Below are 21,043 nucleotides of genomic sequence, written 5' to 3' on the forward strand. Positions count from 1 at the left end.
GTTCCGGCTCGTTGTTGCCGTCCGGACCCTGTGTGTCCTCTTACTCTTATGTCGCATTCACCTGGGCAAGGCCCTGTCCGGCACGCAAGTCCGGACAGGGCGCTCAATCCTCTTACGCGTACAGCGGGTTAACCTTGTCGGCATCGATGCCGTACTTGGCGATGGCATCGGCCACAACCTGCTTGTCGATCTCGCCGCGCTTGGCCAGTTCGGTCAGGGCAGCAACGACGACGTAGAACTCGTTCACTTCGAAGTGACGACGCAGGTTGGCACGGCTGTCGGAACGGCCATAACCGTCGGTACCCAGTACACGGTAGTTCTCGGTCGGCACGAAGGCACGCACCTGCTCGGCGAAGGACTTCATGTAGTCGGTCGCGGCGATAGTGGCTTCGGAACCCAGTACGGAGGTGATGTAGGGCACACGGGCGGCCGCAGTCGGGTGCAGCATGTTCCAGCGATCGGCGTCCTGACCATCACGAGCCAGCTCGTTGAAGGAGGTGACGCTGAACACGTCGGAACCCACGCCGTATTCGCTCGCCAGGATCTGGGCGGCGGTACGGACGTGACCCAGGATGGAGCCACAACCCAGCAGCTGTACCTTGGCCTTGTTGCCGGCCACGGATTCCAGCTTGTAGATACCCTTGCGGATGCCTTCCTCGGCGCCTTCCGGCATGGCCGGCATGGCATAGTTCTCGTTGAGGGTGGTGATGTAGTAGAAGACGTTCTCCGGCTTCTCACCGTACATGCGGCGCAGGCCGTCCTGTACGATCACCGCCACTTCATAGGCGTAGGATGGGTCATAGGAGATGCAGTTCGGGATGGTGCCAGCCAGGATGTGGCTGTGACCATCTTCGTGCTGCAGACCTTCACCGTTGAGGGTGGTACGACCGGAGGTCGCGCCCAGCAGGAAGCCACGGGCTTGCTGGTCACCGGCTGCCCACGCCATGTCGCCGATCCGCTGGAAGCCGAACATGGAGTAGTAGATGTAGAACGGGATCATCGGGCAGTCGTTGGTGCTGTAAGAGGTCGCAGCAGCCAGCCAAGAGGACATGGCGCCCAGCTCGTTGATGCCGTCTTGCAGAACCTGACCCTGCTTGTCTTCCTTGTAGTAGGAGACGATGTCACGGTCTTGCGGGGTGTACTGCTGACCGTGCGGGCTGTAGATGCCGATCTGACGGAACAGACCTTCCATACCGAAGGTACGGGCTTCGTCGGCCAGGATCGGCACGATGCGCTTGCCGATGGACTTGTCTTTCAGCAGCACGTTCAGGGAACGCACGAACGCCATGGTGGTGGAGATCTCGCGCGCCTGCTCACCCAGCAGCGGGCCGAAGGCATCCAGCGCCGGGATTTCCAGCTTGGTAGTGCTCTCGCGCAGACGGGTCGGTACATAGCCCTTCAGCGCGGCACGACGGGCGTGCAGGTACTTGTGCTCTTCGGTACCCTCTTCGATCTTCAGGTACGGCAGGTTTTCCAGCTGCTCGTCGGTGACCGGCAGGCTGAAACGATCGCGCAGGTGACGCACCGAGCCCAGATCCATCTTCTTGACCTGGTGAGCGATGTTCTTGCCTTCGGCCGCTTCGCCCATGCCATAACCCTTGATGGTCTTGGCCAGGATGACGGTCGGCTTGCCCTTGGTCGCTGCAGCCTTGGAGAAGGCGGCGAACAGTTTGCGAGGATCGTGACCACCGCGGTTCAGGGCGAAGATCTCCTCGTCGGTCATGTCTTTGACCAGGGCGGCGGTTTCCGGGTAACGGTTGAAGAAGTGCTCACGCACGTAGCCGCCGTCACGGGACTTCATGGTCTGATAGTCACCATCCACGGTTTCGTTCATCAGCTGGATCAGCTTGCCGGAAGTGTCTTTCTTCAGCAGCTCATCCCACTTGCGACCCCAGATGACCTTGGTGACATCCCAGCCGGCGCCTGCAAACAGACCTTCCAGCTCGTTGATGACCTTGCCGTTGCCGACAACAGGGCCGTCCAGACGCTGCAGGTTGCAGTTGACCACGAACACCAGGTTGTCGAGCTTTTCACGCACGGCAACGGTCAGGGCACCCTTGGCTTCCGGCTCGTCCATCTCGCCGTCACCCAGGAAGGCGTAAACGGTCTGCTCGGAACAATCCTTGATGCCACGGTCGGTCAGGTACTTCAGGAAGCGAGCCTGATAGATGGCGGCGATGGGGCCCAGACCCATGGAAACGGTCGGGAACTGCCAGAAGTCCGGCATCAGTTTCGGGTGCGGGTAGGAAGGAATGCCCTTGCCGTCCACTTCCTGACGGAAGTTGTCCAGCTGCTCTTCGGTCAGACGACCTTCGGCGAAGGCACGGGCGTAGATGCCCGGGGAGATGTGACCCTGGAAGTAGACCAGATCGCCACCGTCCTTCTCGCTGCGAGCGCGGAAGAAGTGGTTGTAGCAGACTTCATAGATGGTCGCGGAAGAGGCGAAGGAAGACATGTGACCGCCGAGGTCCAGGTCTTTCTTGGAGGCGCGCAGCACTATCATCATGGCATTCCAGCGGATGATGGCGCGGATGCGACGTTCCATCTCCAGGTCGCCCGGGTAAGCCGGTTCGTCGCTGGCAGGAATGGTATTGATGTAGTCGCGATTCGCCTTTTCAGCCACGTCCACACCGCTGATGCGGGCTTTCTCGGCCAGTTGTTCAAGGATGAACTGAGCGCGTTGCGGACCCTCTTCACGCAGCAGGGATTCCAGAGAGGCAAGCCACTCCAGCGTTTCTATCGGGTCCACATCGTTCTTCAGGATATCAGACATGGCTGGTTCCTATTGTTATTGCACGGCGGTTAAGATGCGCAAGAATTCGACAATAAAGCCTTGTGGGATTAGTTTTCCTGCTGACGGATCCGACGCATGGATCGCTGGATCCGGCTGTCTTCCCTCTGCATATCCAACAAGGTGTCCTCGATAAAGGCCAGGTGCTCATGACAAGCAGCCCTGGCCCGCTCCGGAGCCCCCGACAGGATAGCCTCGATCAGGCTCGCACGATGGCGACGGATCTTGGCTACCACTCCCGGACGGCGATTCAAAATCTCGTTATTTCGTAAAATGTTCTGTTCAAGCATGGGGCCCATGGCCCGCAGCAGGTGCAGCAGCACCACGTTGTGGGACGCCTCCGCCACCGCCAGATAGAACTGGGTGACGGCGGTCGACTCGACCACCAGCGACCCCTGCTGACCCGCCTCTTCGATGGCGGACTGCGCCAGGCGGATCCGCTCGAAGTCAGCCTCAGTCCCCCGCAGCGCGGCATAGTAGGCACAGATGCCTTCCAGCGCGTGACGAAACTCCAGCAGATCATACTGGGCTTCCGGGTGGGTACTGAGCAGTTCGAACAGGGGATCGGCGATCCCCTTGCTCAAGGCATTCTGCACATAGGTGCCGCCGCCCTGACGGCGATACAAGAGTCCCCTCGCTTCCAGGCGCTGGATGGCTTCGCGCAGAGACGGCCGCGACACCTGAAACTGGATGGCGAGTTCCCGCTCGGGGGGCAGCTTCTGCCCCGGCTGCAAGCTGCCTTCCAGAATCATGCTTTCCAGCTCGGCGACGATGGCGTCGGCCAGCTTGGGCTGAGTTATCTTGATATAGGGCATGAGGCTACTTTGTTAAATTGGTATTACCAATTCTATGGTTGGGGCGAAAATTAGCAGAGGGCTTGGAAAAAGTCCACCCAAAATATGATCTGCATCAAGAAGGAAGCTTGCCACTTTAGGGGTAAAAGAGCGGAATCATGATATAGCTCATAGAAAATGGTCTGACCAATATTATTGAGCTTGTTCACAGATAACATTTGGCCAACAGCATGAAAAACGGCCAGCCAAAAAAGGCAAGCCATTGATTCTAAATATACAAACTAATGTTTGGATTTTTTACTCAAAGTTGAGCATTCCGCGATAACGCTGCCATTCGAAACTGGTACCGGGATCCGTCTTGCGACCCGGCGCTATGTCGCAATGGCCGACGATGCGTGCTGCCGTCACCTCGGGATACTGGCTGGAAATGGCCCGACTGAGGCCTGCCAGCACCTCATACTGTACATCGCTGTACGGCAGCTCGTCGGTTCCTTCCAGCTCGATGCCGATGGAGAAGTCGTTGCACGCCTCCCGCCCCTCCCAGCTCGATACCCCCGCATGCCAGGCTCGCGCAGTGAACGGCACATACTGCACCAGTTCACCATCGCGGCGGATCAGGCAGTGGGCAGAGACCCGCAGTTGATGAATGCCGGCAAAGTAAGGATGGGCGTCGGGATCGAGGCGACCGAGAAACAGATCGTCGATCCAGGGGCCGCCAAACTCGCCAGGTGGCAGACTGATGCCATGTATCACCAGCAGAGAGATGTCGTCCGGACTGCTCCTCTCATTGTGATGGGGAGAAGGCACCTTGCGGGCCTGCTCACACCACCCTGCGCGATCGATGGAAAAAATGGTTGTGGGTTCAGTCATCATCTACTCGACTCACAATGGGGAGAGGGACGCCATGGACAGTGCCTGCCACCGCAAAAAACCGGAACCAAGCCTCTGAATCCATGGGTAAAGCTGTGTTAGGCTGAGCCATCACTTGCAAGGCACTGGATCCCATATGCACCCGATGGCACGCCGTCTCTGGCTGCTGGCCTGGCTTTCACTGCTGGGTCTGCTGACCCTCTACTTCTACTCCAGCGCCAAACCCAGCGTGACCGCCAGCGGCGAGCTGCTGCTCAAGGCCGATGCCAGCGGTCATTATCGTCTGGAGGGTGCCATCAACGACCAGCCGGTGCAACTGCTGCTGGACACGGGGGCCACCCGCGTCACCATCCCGCAACAGGTTGCCGATCGGCTTGGTCTGATCGCCCATGGCAGCAGCCAGGTCAATACCGCTGCGGGTCAGATCCGGGTCGGCAACGGTACTATCGAAACGCTGGCGATGGGGCCATTGACCTTGTACGATCTGGCCATCTTTATTAACCCGGCGGCAGACGGTGACGAAGTGCTGGTTGGCATGAACGCCCTCGGTCGGCTGGAGCTGGTTCAAAAAGAGCGGCAGTTGCTTCTCAGACCCTTGCAGGAATAAGGCATGTTACAACAGGACATCAGCCGCGCCGTGCGCGCCGCACTACTCGAAGACTTGGGCGATGCCCTCACCGCCCTGGATCAACCGGATGCCAGCGCCGATATCACCGCCCAGTTGATCCCGGTCGATCGCATCTCGACGGCCCGGGTCATCACCCGCGAGGCCGGCGTATTCTGCGGTCAACCCTGGGTCGATGAGGTGTTTGCCCAGCTCGGTGGCGAGGTCAAGGTGGAGTGGAAGGTGCAGGATGGCGAGCACCTCTCCCCCAATCAGGAGCTGTTCCGCCTCCATGGCCCGGCCCGGGTGCTGCTGACCGGCGAGCGCAATGCCCTGAACTTCGTGCAGACCCTCTCCGGGGTCGCCACCCTGACCGCCCGTTACGTGGCCGAGCTGGAAGGGACTGAGTGTCGACTGCTCGATACCCGCAAGACCCTGCCCGGCCTTCGCAGCGCCCAGAAATACGCCGTCACCTGCGGTGGCGGCAAGAATCACCGCATCGGCCTCTATGACGCCTATCTCATCAAAGAGAACCATATCCTTGCCTGTGGCGGCATTGCCGAAGCGATTGACGAGGCGCGCCGTCTCAATCCGGGCAAACCGGTGGAAGTGGAGGTGGAGTCCCTGGCCGAGCTGGAGCAAGCACTGACCGCCCGGGCTGACATCGTGATGCTGGACAACTTCAACGTGCCCATGATGCAAGAGGCCGTTCGCCTCAATCAGGGCCGCGCCAGACTGGAGGTCTCCGGCAACGTCACATTGGAGACGCTGGCCGACTATGCGGCCACCGGCGTCGACTTTATCTCGGTGGGAGCCCTGACCAAGCACGTACGGGCGCTGGACCTCTCGATGCGCTTTATCGAAAGCTGAGCGAGTAGAACGAGTCCGTCTGGCCCAAAAATATTGCGGGGCTCGAAACTTGCAAAAGGCGCCATAGGCGCCTTTTCTTTATGCAGGATCCCACGACATAAGGAGTGTGAAGATGGGCCCTCCCCAATCTTGAACAGCCTCATTGGAAATCATTTAATCTTTGATTTTACTATGTTTTTCACTAAATGACAGAAAAGTGGCTAACAAGGGTACTGCCTCTGTTGCCAACCCGAAGCGCTCGGATAAGATGCTGGAGTGTGGATAGAATTCCACCGGCACTGTTCAGGAACCATGGAAAAAAGGAAATTTGACATGAAAAGCAACATGAAAAAACAGTCAGGGTTTACGCTAATCGAATTGATGATAGTGGTTGCGATCGTCGCCATCCTGGCCGCCATCGCCTTGCCGGCGTATCAAACCTATACCAAGAAAGCGAAGTTTTCAGAAGTTGTCTCTGCCACTGGCGCATTTAAAACAGCTGTTGAAGTTTGCGCTCAGAGAGATGGTGATATGACCAACTGTACAACCGCAGGCAGCAATGGTATCCCGCAAGCCGTTAGTGGTTCTAGTGGTAGCTTTGTTTCCTCAGTAGACATTGCAGCAGGTGCGGCCAGTGGCGCCGTTGAGATAACAGCCACAGGCACAACCCCCCCCTTCGAGACTACTGAAAATACTTACATTTTGGGTGGCGTGTTTACTAATGGCCAAGTTGTTTGGACAAACGCAGCCAGTGGCAGCTTATGTTTGACTTCTGGCATCTGCTAACGCATGACCTCTAGCCTCAATAGCGGCCTGGCCACCAGCCTGGCCGCTTCCTCCCTCCTCAGTGAGCCGGACTCACAGCGCTATCTGAGCCAGGCCAGGGCGCAGCGCAAGCCCTTTGTCACCTTCCTGATCGAAAATGACATCCTCGACAGCAAGGCCCTCGCGGATTTCTGCGAGCTGGAGTATGGGGTACCTCTGCTGGATCTTGCCGCCTTCGATCTCTCCGAGATCCCGCAGAAGTACCTCAATCAGAAGCTTATCGAGAAACACCATGTGCTGCCCATCTATACCCAGGGCCACACCCTCTATATCGCCATGTCGGACCCGACCAATGTGTCGGCCCTGGAGGATTTCGGATTCAGCTTCGGCCTGCATACCGAAGCCTTGCTGGTCGAAGAGGGCAAGCTGACCGCCGCCATCGGCAAGCTGATGGAAAGCGAGCAGGACACCCTGGGCATGGATCACATCGACGAGGCCGAAATCTCGGAACTCGAGGTCTCCGATGAGAGCTCGCGGCTCGACGACAGCGTCAACACTGCCGACGACGATGCCCCCATCGTCAAATACATTCACAAGATCATGATGGACGCCATCAAGCGTGGCGCATCCGACCTGCATTTCGAACCCTATGAGATCAAGTACCGGATCCGCTTCCGGATCGACGGCATACTGCACGAAATCGCCACCCCGCCGGTCAATCTGGCGAACCGTTTCGCGGCTCGCTTAAAGGTAATGGCGCGGCTCGATATCGCCGAGCGGCGCCTGCCCCAGGATGGGCGGATCAAGCTGAAGATCTCCCGCAACCGGTCCATGGATATGCGGGTCAACACCCTGCCCACCATGTGGGGAGAAAAGGTCGTCATTCGCCTGCTGGACTCGTCAGTATCTCGCCTCAACCTCGATCAACTCGGCTTCGACGAACGCCAGAAGGCGCAATACCTGCATGCGCTCTCCAAACCACAGGGCATGATACTGGTCACGGGCCCCACGGGATCGGGCAAGACGGTGTCACTCTATACCGGTCTCAACATCCTCAATACCAGCGAGGTCAACATCTCCACCGCAGAGGATCCGGTGGAGATCAACCTGCCCGGCGTCAACCAGGTGCAGATCAATCCCAAGGCGGGGCTCACCTTCGCCAGCGCCCTGCGCTCCTTCCTGCGCCAGGATCCCGACATCGTCATGGTGGGGGAGATCCGGGATCTGGAAACCGCCGAGATTGCCATCAAGGCGGCCCAGACCGGACACCTGGTACTGTCAACTCTGCACACCAACTCTGCGGCCGAGACCCTGACCCGGATGATGAACATGGGGGTGCCCGCCTTCAACATCGCCTCCTCGGTGACCCTGATCATGGCCCAGCGCCTCGCCCGCAAGCTGTGCGATCACTGCAAGGTGCCCGAGGCAGTGCCGGAAGCCGAATTGCTGGAGTTCGGTTTTACCCAGCAACAGCTGGCCGCCGGTTTGCGGCTGTTCAAACCGGTCGGTTGCAAGGAGTGTTCGGGAGGATACAGAGGACGGGTCGGCATCTATGAAATCATGCTGATGTCGGAGAACATCGCCAAGCTGATCATGCAGGGAGCAAACTCGCTGCAGATCGCTGCCATCGCCCAGAAGGAGGGTATGCGTACCCTGCGCATTTCCGGCCTGGAGAAGGCCCGTCTGGGGGTCACCAGCCTGGCCGAGATCAACAGGATCACGACCAACTAAATACATAATGTTCCAGTCATCAAGCCGGGTGAAGCCGATACAGTCACCCCGATGATGTTCTTCAAGCCAAGATGAACCGGACGGGCAGTGCCTCATCCGGCCACCGTCGCCCAATTGCAGGATGCAGTGATGGCAACATTAGCGCAAAAACGTAACACACCTAAAAAGGTCTTCTCCTTCCGCTGGCATGGATTCAATCGCAAGGGACAAAAGGTTTCCGGTGAGTTCCAGGCCGACAGCATCAACACCGTCAAGGCGGAGCTGCGCAAGCAGGGCGTCAATGTCACCAAGGTCAGCAAGCAGGGCCAGGGCCTGTTTTCCAAGGGGGGTGCTCGGATCAAGCCGATGGACATCGCCGTCATCTCCCGCCAGATCACCACCATGCTCTCGGCCGGTGTGCCGCTGGTGCAAAGCTTGCAGATCATCGCCCGCGGTCATGAGAAGGCAGCAGTACGCGAACTCATCGGCCAGATCGCCACCGATGTGGAAACCGGCACCCCGCTGTCGGAGGCGCTGCGCCGCCACCCCCGTCACTTCGATGCGCTCTACTGCGATCTGGTAGACGCAGGGGAGCAGTCCGGCGCGCTGGAAACTATCTACGACCGGATTGCCACATACCGCGAGAAGAGTGAGGCGCTGAAGTCCAAGATCAAGAAGGCAATGTTCTATCCCGCCATGGTCATCCTGGTCGCCATCATTGTGACCTCCATCCTGCTGCTGTTCGTCATTCCCCAGTTCGAGGAGATCTTCAAGAGCTTCGGAGCAGAGCTGCCAGTCTTCACCCGATTCGTCATCGGTATCTCCCGCTTCATGCAAGCTTGGTGGTATATCATCTTTGGTGGCACAGCCTTGGCCATCTTCCTCTATGTGCGCGCCTGGCGAAAATCCCAGAAGGTACGGGACAACACCGACAGATTCATCCTCACCATTCCGGTCGTGGGCAACATATTGCACAAGGCGGCCATGGCCCGTTTCGCCCGTACCCTCTCCACCACCTTCTCCGCCGGGATACCTCTGGTGGATGCTCTGGTATCAGCGGCCGGCGCCTCTGGCAACTATGTCTATCGCACGGCCATCCTGGCCATTCGCAACGAGGTGGTGGCCGGCATGCAGATCAACGTCGCCATGCGTACCGTGGATCTCTTCCCAGACATGGTGATCCAGATGGTGATGATTGGTGAAGAGTCAGGCGCCATCGATGACATGCTCTCCAAGGTTGCCGCCATCTTCGAGCAGGAGGTGGACGACATGGTCGATGGCCTCACCAGCCTGCTCGAACCCATCATCATGGTGGTACTCGGGGTGCTGGTCGGTGGCATGGTCGTCGCCATGTACCTCCCCATCTTCAAGCTGGGCTCTGTGATACACTGAGCCCCTTCGGCAGAGTGACCAGCGGGCATGGCTCGTTCTGGTCCTCTGCCATCCTGATTCTCCACACAAGCGGTTGATTTATGGTGCCTCTGATCGAACTGGCCCAGGGCCTGCCCTGGCTCTATCTCTCCCTGATTTTTCTCTTCTCCCTGATGATTGGCAGCTTCCTCAACGTGGTGATCCATCGCCTGCCCATCATGCTGGAGCGGGAGTGGCATGCAGACTACCGTGATTACTTCGGCAGCGAGGTTGCCACTTCCCCCGCCGAACCTTACAACCTGATGGTACCGCGCTCTCGCTGCCCCCACTGCGATCACCCCATAAGCGCACTGGAGAACATCCCCCTGCTGAGCTGGCTCTGGCTCAAGGGACGCTGCCGACAATGCAAGGCGCCAATTTCGGCCCGCTATCCCCTGGTCGAGCTGCTGACCGCCCTGTTGTCGGTCACCGTTGCGGCGACCCTCACTCCCGGCTGGGGAGCCCTGGCAGCCCTCGCACTGACCTGGGTACTGGTGGCCCTCACCTTCATCGATCTGGACAAGATGCTGCTGCCGGACCAGCTCACCCTGCCGCTGCTGTGGGGCGGTCTGTTGTTCAATCTGGCCGGCGGCTTTGTGCCGCTGGCCGATGCGGTGATCGGCGCCATGGCTGGCTATCTGGTGCTCTGGAGTCTCTACTGGGCGTTCAAGCTGCTGACCGGCAAGGAGGGAATGGGTCATGGCGACTTCAAGCTGCTGGCGGCACTCGGTGCCTGGCTGGGCTGGCAGGCGCTGCCCATAGTGCTGCTGCTCTCTTCACTGGTCGGCGCCATCATTGGGATCGGACTTATCCTGCTGCGTAACCATCATCAGGGCAAACCCATCCCCTTTGGCCCCTACCTCGCCATCGCGGGCTGGATAGCGCTGCTGTGGGGGGATAACATCACCCGCTGGTATCTGGACATCGTTCTCTAGCAAGGGGATCACAAATCTATGTATGTGGTAGCCATCACCGGCGGTATAGGCAGCGGCAAGACGACAGTCGCCAACCAGTTTGCTGCCCTGGGGATAGAGGTGGTCGATGCCGACCTGATTGCCCGCGAAGTCGTGGCACCCGGCACCCCGGCCCTGGCCGCCATCACCAGCCACTTCGGCCCAGAGATCTTGACCGAGCAGAGACTGCTGGACAGGCGAGTCCTGCGCGAGCGGATCTTCAGCGATCCGGCGGCCAAGTCCTGGCTCAATGCCCTTCTCCATCCGATCATTCGCAGCGAGATGCTGCGCCAGTGCGCGGCAGTCAGTTCCCCCTACTGTCTGCTGGTGGTGCCCCTGCTGGTGGAAAACCGGCTCACCGAACTGGCCGATAGAGTACTGGTCATCGACGTGGATGAAGCAACCCAGATCGAGCGAACCTGCCGCCGGGACGGAGTCAGTCGAGAGCAGGCCCAGGCCATACTGGCATCCCAGGCGAGCCGTAGCGAGCGCCTGGCGATGGCTGATGACGTGCTGGACAATCAGAGTGGCACGACTGAGACCATACGGGAGCGAATTTTAGCGCTGCACGAGACATATCTGGCATTTGCCTCTCAACAAGCCCCCCAACTGTGAGTACACTAGGCCGGTTTATGGCTGGCCAGGATTAGGCATGATTTACGATTTTCCCCTCAACGAAAAAAGCCGGACCTATCTTCGTCTGGAATCCCTGTTTTCCCAGATACGCGACAATCTGGAGAGTGACCAGTCCTGGGCACACATCGCCTTCTTCAAGGGGTTGTTCGATTTGCAGGAGTTGCTGGAGCGCGGGGATCTGCGTGCCGATCTGATCAAGGATCTCGAGCGGCTCGGCCAGCGGCTGAGCCATTGGGCCAGCCTGCCGGACGTTGACCTCGAGCAGATCCAGCGGATGCAGCAGGAGAGCACCCAGCTTTCCCGCAGCCTGCTCAGCTCCCCTCGCCCCGGTGCCCGCCTGAAAGAGGATCGTCTGCTCGGCTCCATCCGCCAGCGCTTCTCCATTCCCGGTGGTCTATGCGCCTTCGACGTGCCACAACTGCACCACTGGCTAGTGACGCCGGCCGTGGGTCGCCATCAGCAGATGCAGCAATGGCTCAGCGACATCAACCTGCTGATGAACGCCATCTCCCTGCTGCTGAGGCTGTGGCGTGAATCGGGCCACTTCAGCGATCAGGTAGCCACCAATGGCTTCTTCCAGGATACCGCCGAGGGGGCCGAGCTGATCCGTATCCGCCTGACCGGTTCCCAGTCCTGCTACCCGACCCTGAGTGGCCACAAGAACCGCTTCGCCCTGCGTTTTCTGCCCACAACAGAACAAGCGATTGGCGATGTACCCTTCCAGCTTGCCTGCTGCTAAGGAGCTCCCATGGTCACCAAGGTAAAATGTCCGACCTGTCAGAACGAAGTGGAATGGGGCCCACAGAGCCCGTTTCGCCCCTTCTGCAGCAAGCGCTGCCAGCTGATCGATCTCGGCGAATGGGCGGATGAAGAGAAGCGGATCCCAGGGGAGATCAACCCGGATCTGCTGCCGGAGCCGGAAGAGGGCGACCAGTGGCTATAAGCCAGTGGCGGTCACTCACCTCTGCAAAATGAAAAAGGGCCGCTTGGCCCTTTTTCATTTTATTTTGCTACCGGCTCAAGCCAGCACGGCCTGCAGCCGCGCCACTATGGGGCCATTGGCATCGGGGAACTGGTAGTTGTGCAGCTCTGCCAGCGGCACCCAGCGGCACTCCTGCCCTTCCTTGCCAAAGGGTTCGCCATGGAAGCGGGTCACCTTCCAGATATCTAGCAGCACCTGCTTGTCCGGGTAGTCGTGATGCAGCTCCATGAAAGGTGTGCAATCCTGCACCCGGATGCCGATCTCCTCCCACAGCTCCCTGTCGAGCGCGGTGAGCAAGTCTTCCCCCGACTCCACCTTGCCCCCGGGAAACTCCCAGCGATCCCCCTGATGGCGATCGGAGGAGCGCTTGGCGATGAAGATATCGCCCCGTTCATTCTCGATGACGCCGACCGCCACCCAGATCCGCTTTTTCTGTTCCATCTTGTTACCTTTGTACTCTCTGCCTGCTCGGATCGCTCAATGACCCCAGCACCCGGCTGGGTGAGCTGCCGATGATGCCCAACATCCGATTTTGCGTCGCCATGTGACAAAAACAAGGCGGGCACCGGGCCCGCCTTGTCATGGCATAGCGTCGATCAGGTCAACTGACCGTGACAATGCTTGTATTTTTTACCCGACCCACAGGGGCAGGGATCGTTGCGACCGACCTTCTGCTCATCGCGCACGAAGGTCACCGGCGCCGCGTCGGCCTGGACCTCTTCGTCGGCCAGCTGGTTCTCGGCGGCGGCATGGGTATAGCTGCGGGGAGCCGCTTCCGCCTGCTGGCGCTGCTGCTCTTCCATCGCCTCCACGTCGCGCTCCTGGACCTGTACCCGGCTCAGGATGCTGACCACGTCGCGCTTGAGGGTCTCCAGCATCTGGGTGAACAGATCGAAGGACTCGCGCTTGTACTCCTGCTTGGGGTTCTTCTGGGCGTAGCCGCGCAGATGGATGCCCTGGCGCAGGTGATCCATGGCCGCCAGATGCTCCTTCCACAGGCCGTCCAGGGTCTGCAGCATCACCGCCTTCTCGAAGTTGCGCAATACGTCCTTGCCGACCAGCTCTTCCTTGCGGGCGTAGAGCTTGGTGGCTTCTTCCAGGATGCGCTCGCGCAGCTTCTCTTCATACAGCTTGTCATCTTCCGCCAGCCACTGCTGCAGCGGCAGATCCAGCGCGAAATCAGACTTCAGGCGCGCTTCCAGACCAGGCACGTCCCACATTTCTTCCAGGGACTGTGGCGGAATGTACTCGTCGATCACGGCGCCATAAACGTCATCCCGGATGACATGGATGGTGTCGGAGATGTCGTTGGTGTCCAGCAGCTCGTTGCGCTGCTCATAGACCACCTTGCGCTGGTCGTTCGCCACGTCATCGAACTCGAGCAGGTTTTTACGGATGTCGAAGTTGCGACCTTCCACCTTGCGCTGGGCATTCTCGATGGCCTTGGTCACCCAGGGATGTTCGATGGCCTCGCCCTCTTCCATCCCCAGCTTCTTCATCATGCCGGTGACGCGATCGGAGGCGAAGATCCGCATCAGGGTATCTTCCATGGAGAGGTAGAAGCGGGAGGAGCCCGGGTCACCCTGACGACCGGAACGGCCGCGCAGCTGGTTGTCGATGCGACGGGATTCGTGGCGCTCGGTACCTATGATGTGCAGACCGCCAGCGGCCAGCACCTCATCGTGACGGATCTGCCAGGCCGCCTTGATGGTTTTAATCTGCTCGTCGGTCGGGTTCTCCAACGCGGCGATCTCGGCTTGCCAGTTGCCGCCGAGCACGATGTCGGTACCGCGACCGGCCATGTTGGTGGCAATGGTGACTGCGCCAGTCTGACCGGCCTGGGCAACAATTTCCGCTTCCATGGCGTGGAACTTGGCGTTCAGCACCTTGTGCGGGATGTTTTCCTTGGTCAGGATGCCGGACAGCAGTTCGGAGTTCTCGATGGAGACGGTACCGACCAGTACAGGTTGGCCACGCTCGACGCAGCCACGGATATCTTCGACGATGGCGACGTACTTCTCCTGGGCGGTCAGGTAGACCAGATCGCCCATGTCCTTGCGCACCATCGGCTTGTTGGTCGGAATGACCACGGTATCCAGACCATAAATCTGCTGGAATTCAAAGGCCTCTGTATCCGCAGTCCCGGTCATCCCCGCCAGCTTGTCATACAGGCGGAAGTAGTTCTGGAAGGTGATGGAGGCCAGGGTCTGGTTCTCGTTCTGGATCTTGACCCCTTCCTTCGCCTCGACCGCCTGGTGCAGGCCGTCAGACCAGCGACGACCCGGCATGGTACGGCCGGTGTGCTCGTCGACGATGACGATCTCGTCCTTCTGGACGATGTAGTCGACGTTGCGTTCGAACAGGGTGTGAGCGCGCAGGCCGGCATTGACGTGGTGCAGCAGGCTGATGTTGGTGGCGGAGAACAGGGAGTCCTCCTCCGCCAGCAGCCCCTCTTTCTTGAGCAGCTCTTCCACGAAGATCTGGCCGTTTTCGGTCAGCAGCGCCTGGCGGTTCTTCTCGTCCACGGTGTAGTGGCCGTCGCCGGTATACTCTTCCGAGTCTTCCTTGTCCTGCTTGACCAGCAGCGGGATCAGTTTGTTGATCTGGGTATACATGGCGGAGCTGTCTTCCGCCGGGCCTGAGATGATGAGCGGGGTACGGGCTTCATCGATGAGCACCGAGTCCACCTCATCCACCAGCGCGTAGTTGAGCGGACGCTGTACGCGCTGCTCGGGCGAGAACGCCATGTTGTCGCGCAGGTAGTCGAAACCGAATTCGTTGTTGGTACCGTAAGTGATGTCGGCGGCGTAGGCATCGCGCTTCTGGGACGCATCCATGCCGGGCACGTTGCAGTCGACCGTCATGCCGAGGAAGGTGAACAGCGGGCGGTTCGCCTCCGCATCGCGCTTGGCCAGATAGTCGTTCACCGTCACCACGTGCACACCGCGACCGGTCAGCGCGTTCAGATAGGCAGGCAAGGTTGCAGTCAGCGTCTTGCCTTCACCCGTCTTCATCTCGGCGATGCGGTTGGAGTTCAGCACCATGCCGCCGATCAGCTGCACGTCGAAGTGACGCATGCCGAACACCCGGCGGGACGCTTCACGTACGGTGGCGAACGCTTCCGGCAACAGCTGCTCAAGCGTCTCGCCCTGCTCCAGGCGCTGACGGTACTCGGCGGTCTTCGCCTGCAGCTCGCCATCGGACAAGGCCTCTAACTGAGGCTCCATCGCATTGATCTGTTTAACAATTTTGCGCAAAGCCTTGAGCGTTCTGTCGTTCCGGCTGCCGATAATCTTGGTGAGCAGTGTGCTAATCATGTGTACCAACTGTTTTGGTTATATAAGCGTTCCGTCACTGGAACCTGAAGAAAAAACCTAACCCCGTCTGGCATTCAGAAAGCGCGCGGGGTTGACCTGACGACCATCTTTCAACACTTCGTAATGCAGATGGACCCCGGTCGCACGACCGGTACGCCCCATCAAGGCAATCTTCTGGCCCTCATCGACCAGGGTGCCCACATCCACCAACAACTTGGAGTTGTGGGCATAGCGGGTCACCAGACCATTGCCATGGTCTATCTCCACCATATTGCCAAATTCCGGGTGGCGGCCTGCCCAGCTGATGATCCCCTTGCCGGTCGCCAGGATGGGAGTGCCAGGCTTGCCACGAAAATCCACCCCCTTGTGCATCTTGGCGCGGCCGTTGAACGGATCGACCCGTCCACCGAACCCGGAGGAGATCCAGACGCGCTCCTGCTTCACCGGTGAACCCGAGATGAAACCGGCATCGGTGATATGGTGATTCATGATGAAAGATTCAAGTACCGACAGCTGTTCTTCACGGCTGCTGAGCTGCTGGCTGAGGTGTTTCATGGAGGCTTGCAGCTCGCCCAGGCTCACTTCCAGCTCTTCGTCATAGGAAGGGCCACCCATGGGGGGCAGCTCCTTAAAATTGAATTCGTCGGGATCGAGGTCTGCCTTCTCGGTCAGACGCTCGCCGAGCGCATTGAGGCGACCGAGCTGCCCCTGCATGGTGCCCACCTGGGCGGCCAGCATGGCAAGCTGTTCACGGGCTTCATCGGCCCCTTGCGTGGATTTTTGCTGTTCGGCCATGGCCAGCGCGACTTCCAGCGCCTCCATTTTCTGGTGCCAGCTCTGCCAGAGCCAACCACCACTCAGTGCCAATACAGTGAAGAGGATACCGCCGACCCAGGCCAGACGTTGTTTGGGTAAGTGCAACTTGCGGCGCTGCTTACCGTTGAGGATCAGGGTAATGCTCATAGAAATCTGTCTTCTCGGTCAGGTGAGGCCAGGAGCCAACACGGGCAATAAAACCGGGAGATAATCGGTATTAAAGGATGGAATAAACAAATGACAGGACGTCGGTGCGGAGAGATGACCGACGTCCTGTTGCACAGCTATCAGGCCAGAACCAGACCGTTATCGTAGTAAGCGATGGGCGCTTTGTCGCCCTCCGCCTCAAAGGTCACCAGTTCCCAGGCCTCCTGCTTGGCCAGCAAGGCACGCAGCAGTTTGTTGTTCAGGGCATGGCCCGTCTTGTAGGCACGGAATTCACCGATGATGCTGCGGTTGCACATATACAGATCACCGATCGCATCCAGCATCTTGTGCTTGACGAACTCGTCCTCGTAACGCAGACCATCTTCGTTCAGCACCCGGTAGTCATCCAGCACCACGGCGTTTTCCAGGCTTCCGCCCAGGGCCAGGTTCTGGGAACGCAGGTACTCGATGTCGCGCATGAAGCCGAAGGTACGGGCACGGCTGATCTCTTTCACGAAAGAAGCACCGGAGAAGTCCAGCACGCAACGCTGGTTGCGGCCTTCAAATACCGGATGCTGGAAATCGATCTCGAGATCCATCTTGAAGCCGTTGCGATAGGGGTGGAATTCCGCCCACTTGTCGCCGTCTTCAACCCGGACACTCTGCTTGATCCGCACGAACTGCTTGGGCGCATTCTGCTCACGGATACCCACTTCTTGCAGCAGGTAGATGAACGGGTGCGCACTGCCATCCATCACCGGGATCTCGGGGGCATCAACCTCGACATAGAGGTTGTCGATCCCCATCCCGGCCAGGGCGGCAGAGAGGTGTTCGATGGTTGACACGCGGACGCCGGCTTCGTTTACCAGAGCGGTACAAAGCACGGTATCACGCACCTGATCGGCGTTGGCTGGCAGCGCGACCACAGGATTCAGATCGGTACGCAAGTAAACGATCCCTGTGTTAACAGGCGCCGGACGGAACGTCATTGTGACTTTCCGACCCGAATGCAGGCCCACACCGGTGGCCTGGACACTCGTTTTCAAGGTTCTTTGTCTAATCATGGGCGTATCCGCTTAACAGCTCAAATTCCTGACCAGATGGTCGTTGCCGGGCCATCTTAGCACAATCCTTAAGCAACAAACAAACCAAGGCCATACGAGGCTTAGTCAGCTTGCTTGCGCAGGAACGCAGGAATATCGAGATAATCCGGTTCGCGACGAGCTTGCGGCTCGGCGTTCACCACCTTGGCCGGGGCCTCTTCCATCACGCGAGACTGCAGGGCTTCGCTGATCAGGGGCTGACGGGCCGGACGTTCCTGAACCATGTTGTTCTTGACCAGGGTGATGTCGGGCTTGCGCTCGGCACCGATACCGGTGGCCACCACGGTCACACGCAGTTCGTCGTGCATCTCCGGGTCGATTACGGTACCCACCACCACAGTGGCGTTCTCGGAGGCGAAGGCCTTGACCGCGTTACCCACGGTTTCGAACTCTTCGATGGTCATGTCCATGCCGGCGGTGATGTTGACCAGGATGCCACGGGCACCGGCCAGATCCACGTCTTCCAGCAGCGGGCTGGAGATGGCCTTCTCGGCCGCTTCTTCGGCACGGTCATCACCGGAGGCGGAGCCGGTACCCATCATGGCGGTGCCCATCTCACGCATCACGGTACGCACGTCCGCGAAGTCAACGTTGATCAAACCCGGGCGGGTGATCAGCTCGGCAATGCCCTGTACCGCACCAAGCAGTACATCGTTGGCCGCCTTGAAGGCGTCCAGCAGGGAGATGCCACGACCCAGCACCTTCAGCAACTTGTCGTTGGGGATGGTGATCAGGGAATCGACATTCTTGGACAGCTCCTCGATACCGTGGGCGGCGAAGCCCATCCGCTTCTTCCCTTCGAAGGAGAACGGCTTGGTCACGACGGCGACGGTCAGGATGCCCATCTCCCGGGCCACTTCGGCCACGATAGGTGCGGCACCGGTACCTGTACCACCGCCCATGCCGGCGGCGATGAACACCATGTCTGAACCGGTCAGCAGCTCACGCAGCGCTTCCCTGTCTTCCATGGCGGCATCACGGCCCACTTCCGGATTGGCTCCGGCTCCCAGACCCTTGGTGATGCCACCGCCGATCTGCAAGGTAGTGTTGGCACTTGAGTTGCGCAGTGCCTGGGCGTCGGTGTTGACGGTAATGAACTCAACACCCTCGATGTTTTGACGAACCATGTGCTCGACTGCGTTTCCGCCGCCGCCACCCACACCTATCACCTTGATGACGGCTTCGTCAGTGTGGCTATCCATAAATTCAAACATGTTGTCTCTCCGCTTTATTTGCCTGACTCAGCAAAATCTTTAGAACTCGCCACGCAACCAGTTGCTGACCCGTTTGACCAGCCCACCTACGCTTGCCTTGGCGGCATATTCCTTGCTACTGCCGGTGGATTGATTGGTACGGCCGTACTGCAGCAGCCCGACCGCAGTCGAGTACACTGGTGCCTGCACGTAATCGCTCAATCCCCGAATGTTCATGGGTTCGCCCACCCGGACCTGGCTCTGGAAGATCTGCTCTGCGCACTCCACAATGCCTTCGATCTGGGCCGCGCCACCGGTCAATACCACACCGGCCGCCAGCTGATGCTTGACCCCCTGTGCCTTCAATTCGCTCTGCACCCGTACCAGCTCGTCATTCACCATGGAGAGCAATTCCGTGTAGCGGGGTTCAATCACTTCAGCCAGTGTCTGCCGTTGCAGGCTGCGCGCCGGGCGACCGCCGACACTGGGGACTTCAATATTGTCTTCCTTGCTGACCAGGCGGCCGAGGGCGCAACCGTAGCGTACCTTGATCGCTTCCGCGTCCAGTGGCGGTGTGCCAAAGGCGTAGGCGATGTCGCTGGTCACCGTGCTGCCGGCGTAAGGGATCACCTTGGTGTGGCGCAGGGCACCGCCGGTAAACAGCGACATGTCCATGGTCCCGCCACCGATGTCCACCACGCAGACACCCAGCTCCTTCTCGTCTTCGGTCAGCACGGCATAGCTGGAAGCCAGGGCCGAAAAGATCAGCTGATCCACCCGCAAACCCACCTTCTCCACACATTTCTCGATGTTGCGAGCCATGTCGTTGTGGCAGGTGATCAGGTGCACCTTGGCCGCCATCCGCACGCCGGAGAGACCAACCGGATTCTTGATCCCTTCCTGATAGTCGATGGCAAACTCCTGAGGCAGCACGTGCAGCACCCGCAGCTCATCGGACAGTCGTACCGACTTGGCGGTGTGGATGACGTTGTCCACGTCCTCCTGGGTCACCTCTTCGTCGGAGATGGGCACCATGCCGGTCTCGTTGCGGCAATCGATGTGCTTGCCGGACAGCCCCAGATAGACGGAGCTGATCTGGCAGTCGGCCATCATCTCGGCTTCTTCCACCGCGCGGCGCAGGGACTTGACCACGGAGTCGAGATCATTGACCCCGCCCTTCTCCATCCCGCGAGAAGCGTGGCTGCCCATGCCGATGACATTGAGCTCGCCATCGGGCAATACTTCGCCAACCAGTACCGCCACCTTGGTCGTGCCGATATCCAGTCCGACAATCAAATTTCTATCTGCGGTGTTGGTCATTCACTTTCTCTTCGTTCTTCTTCCAGCCAACCGCCATTCCGGTGTCGTATCGAAGATCCACGTAAGCAACCCGCTCACGGGGTTCGATGACCGGAAAGGCATCGATAAACCGCTGCAGGCGAAGCGCGATATCCGAGCGCCCCACGAACAGCTGAATGTTGCCATCCAGGGTCAGTTCCCAGGCATGGCGGGGGGTCAGATTCACCCCCAACAACTTGTATCCCCTGGCCGCCAGCAGCGTCTCGTACTGATGGCTGGCTTCCAGCACCTTGGCGGCCTGATCATCGGGCCCGGACAACTGCATCAGGGGTTTCTTCACCCTGTCCGGCGCACTGAACACCTCACCCTTGGTGTTGACGAAGCGATTGCCGTTCCAGCGTGCCGCCACATCCTGTTCGGTGAGGTAGACCTTGATCTTGTTCGGCCACTTCTTGCGTACCGAGACCTGGGCCACCCAGGGCAGGGCGTTCAAACGCCCCTGCAATTCGTTCACGTCCAACTCGAAGAAGTTGCGCAACTCGGCGCCATCCAGCACGGCCGCGCGCAACTCATCGGCTTTCAAATATTCGTGTTGCCCCTGCAGCAACAGCTCGCTCATGGGCAACCGACTGGCATCCGTCAGCCAGTCTTTAACATCCAGCGCAGTCTGGTAGAGCCCCCACATGACCAGGATGAAAAATGCCACCCCGGCGATGAAGCCCCCCTTGGTGCGCCCTTGTGCCCTTGCCTCCACCCGATCGATCCCCGTATAACGCGCCATGCCGGCCACTTGCAGACCGGTTC

19 protein-coding genes are annotated in these 21,043 nt (G+C 59.3%); 9 read left to right on the forward strand and 10 right to left on the reverse strand.

Translation table 11 applies throughout. The annotated features are described in order from the left end of the window. Positions 1 to 112: 112 nt before the first annotated feature. From aceE to ampD, 3 genes are all read right to left on the reverse strand, one after another. The gene (gene aceE / locus KI797_RS18265) at positions 113 to 2,773 is read right to left on the reverse strand and encodes a pyruvate dehydrogenase (acetyl-transferring), homodimeric type (protein ID WP_005329209.1); all 2,661 of its coding nucleotides are present in this window, start codon (positions 2,771 to 2,773) and stop codon (positions 113 to 115) included. A 68-nt stretch (positions 2,774 to 2,841) separates the two neighbouring features. Next, entirely contained in the window at positions 2,842 to 3,606 is a 765-nt protein-coding gene (gene pdhR / locus KI797_RS18270; RefSeq protein WP_005329211.1) for a pyruvate dehydrogenase complex transcriptional repressor PdhR, read from the reverse strand. 276 nt (positions 3,607 to 3,882) lie between these two features. After that, entirely contained in the window at positions 3,883 to 4,455 is a 573-nt protein-coding gene (gene ampD, locus KI797_RS18275) for a 1,6-anhydro-N-acetylmuramyl-L-alanine amidase AmpD (RefSeq protein WP_182787467.1), read from the reverse strand. A gap of 145 nt (positions 4,456 to 4,600) precedes the next feature. Between ampD and KI797_RS18280 the strand changes: the two genes are divergently transcribed. From KI797_RS18280 to yacG, 9 genes are all read left to right on the forward strand, one after another. Continuing rightward, positions 4,601 to 5,062 carry a retropepsin-like aspartic protease family protein gene (locus KI797_RS18280; RefSeq protein WP_371316622.1) on the forward strand — a complete coding sequence of 154 codons (462 nt, stop codon included), beginning with the start codon at positions 4,601 to 4,603 and terminating at the stop codon, positions 5,060 to 5,062. A 3-nt stretch (positions 5,063 to 5,065) separates the two neighbouring features. Then, complete coding sequence (gene nadC / locus KI797_RS18285) at positions 5,066 to 5,929, forward strand: carboxylating nicotinate-nucleotide diphosphorylase (protein WP_226170489.1); 864 nt, start codon at positions 5,066 to 5,068, stop codon at positions 5,927 to 5,929. Positions 5,930 to 6,241: 312 nt separating this feature from the next. Continuing rightward, positions 6,242 to 6,694, forward strand: coding sequence for a pilin (locus tag KI797_RS18290; protein WP_371316620.1), 453 nt, complete (start codon positions 6,242 to 6,244; stop codon positions 6,692 to 6,694). A 3-nt stretch (positions 6,695 to 6,697) separates the two neighbouring features. Next, a complete protein-coding gene (gene tapB / locus KI797_RS18295) occupies positions 6,698 to 8,404 on the forward strand; it encodes a PilB family type IVa pilus assembly ATPase TapB (RefSeq protein ID WP_226170492.1) in 1,707 nt (568 codons plus the stop codon). A 129-nt stretch (positions 8,405 to 8,533) separates the two neighbouring features. Continuing rightward, the gene (locus KI797_RS18300) at positions 8,534 to 9,775 is read left to right on the forward strand and encodes a type II secretion system F family protein (RefSeq protein WP_043133310.1); all 1,242 of its coding nucleotides are present in this window, start codon (positions 8,534 to 8,536) and stop codon (positions 9,773 to 9,775) included. Positions 9,776 to 9,855: 80 nt separating this feature from the next. After that, positions 9,856 to 10,728 (forward strand): prepilin peptidase, encoded by an 873-nt coding sequence (locus KI797_RS18305; protein ID WP_042649027.1) that lies wholly within the window; start codon positions 9,856 to 9,858, stop codon positions 10,726 to 10,728. A gap of 18 nt (positions 10,729 to 10,746) precedes the next feature. Further along, positions 10,747 to 11,361 carry a dephospho-CoA kinase gene (coaE, locus tag KI797_RS18310; protein ID WP_226170495.1) on the forward strand — a complete coding sequence of 205 codons (615 nt, stop codon included), beginning with the start codon at positions 10,747 to 10,749 and terminating at the stop codon, positions 11,359 to 11,361. Positions 11,362 to 11,398: 37 nt separating this feature from the next. Next, positions 11,399 to 12,121: a cell division protein ZapD gene (gene zapD / locus KI797_RS18315; RefSeq protein ID WP_226170498.1), complete on the forward strand. Its 723-nt coding sequence runs from the start codon at positions 11,399 to 11,401 to the stop codon at positions 12,119 to 12,121. Positions 12,122 to 12,130: 9 nt separating this feature from the next. Next, complete coding sequence (gene yacG / locus KI797_RS18320; RefSeq protein WP_042649030.1) at positions 12,131 to 12,325, forward strand: DNA gyrase inhibitor YacG; 195 nt, start codon at positions 12,131 to 12,133, stop codon at positions 12,323 to 12,325. A 75-nt stretch (positions 12,326 to 12,400) separates the two neighbouring features. Here the strand turns inward: yacG and mutT are convergent, their stop codons facing one another. From mutT to KI797_RS18355, 7 genes are all read right to left on the reverse strand, one after another. After that, positions 12,401 to 12,805: an 8-oxo-dGTP diphosphatase MutT gene (mutT, locus tag KI797_RS18325; RefSeq protein WP_005332118.1), complete on the reverse strand. Its 405-nt coding sequence runs from the start codon at positions 12,803 to 12,805 to the stop codon at positions 12,401 to 12,403. Positions 12,806 to 12,960: 155 nt separating this feature from the next. Continuing rightward, the gene (gene secA / locus KI797_RS18330) at positions 12,961 to 15,681 is read right to left on the reverse strand and encodes a preprotein translocase subunit SecA (RefSeq protein ID WP_226170501.1); all 2,721 of its coding nucleotides are present in this window, start codon (positions 15,679 to 15,681) and stop codon (positions 12,961 to 12,963) included. A 57-nt stretch (positions 15,682 to 15,738) separates the two neighbouring features. Next, positions 15,739 to 16,644: a M23 family metallopeptidase gene (locus KI797_RS18335; RefSeq protein ID WP_042649032.1), complete on the reverse strand. Its 906-nt coding sequence runs from the start codon at positions 16,642 to 16,644 to the stop codon at positions 15,739 to 15,741. A gap of 140 nt (positions 16,645 to 16,784) precedes the next feature. Next, the gene (gene lpxC / locus KI797_RS18340) at positions 16,785 to 17,708 is read right to left on the reverse strand and encodes a UDP-3-O-acyl-N-acetylglucosamine deacetylase (protein WP_042649033.1); all 924 of its coding nucleotides are present in this window, start codon (positions 17,706 to 17,708) and stop codon (positions 16,785 to 16,787) included. A 101-nt stretch (positions 17,709 to 17,809) separates the two neighbouring features. After that, positions 17,810 to 18,961, reverse strand: coding sequence for a cell division protein FtsZ (gene ftsZ, locus KI797_RS18345; RefSeq protein ID WP_005305686.1), 1,152 nt, complete (start codon positions 18,959 to 18,961; stop codon positions 17,810 to 17,812). Positions 18,962 to 19,000: 39 nt separating this feature from the next. Next, positions 19,001 to 20,260, reverse strand: a complete 1,260-nt coding sequence (gene ftsA / locus KI797_RS18350) for a cell division protein FtsA (RefSeq protein WP_025328454.1) — start codon at positions 20,258 to 20,260, stop codon at positions 19,001 to 19,003. Next, the gene (locus KI797_RS18355) at positions 20,241 to 20,993 is read right to left on the reverse strand and encodes a cell division protein FtsQ/DivIB (protein ID WP_041206795.1); all 753 of its coding nucleotides are present in this window, start codon (positions 20,991 to 20,993) and stop codon (positions 20,241 to 20,243) included. The genes ftsA and KI797_RS18355 overlap by 20 nt, the downstream gene beginning before the upstream one ends. Between the last annotated feature and the right edge of the window lie 50 nt (positions 20,994 to 21,043).

This window comes from Aeromonas media (assembly GCF_020423125.1).
GTDB classification, from domain to species: Bacteria; Pseudomonadota; Gammaproteobacteria; order Enterobacterales; family Aeromonadaceae; genus Aeromonas; species Aeromonas media.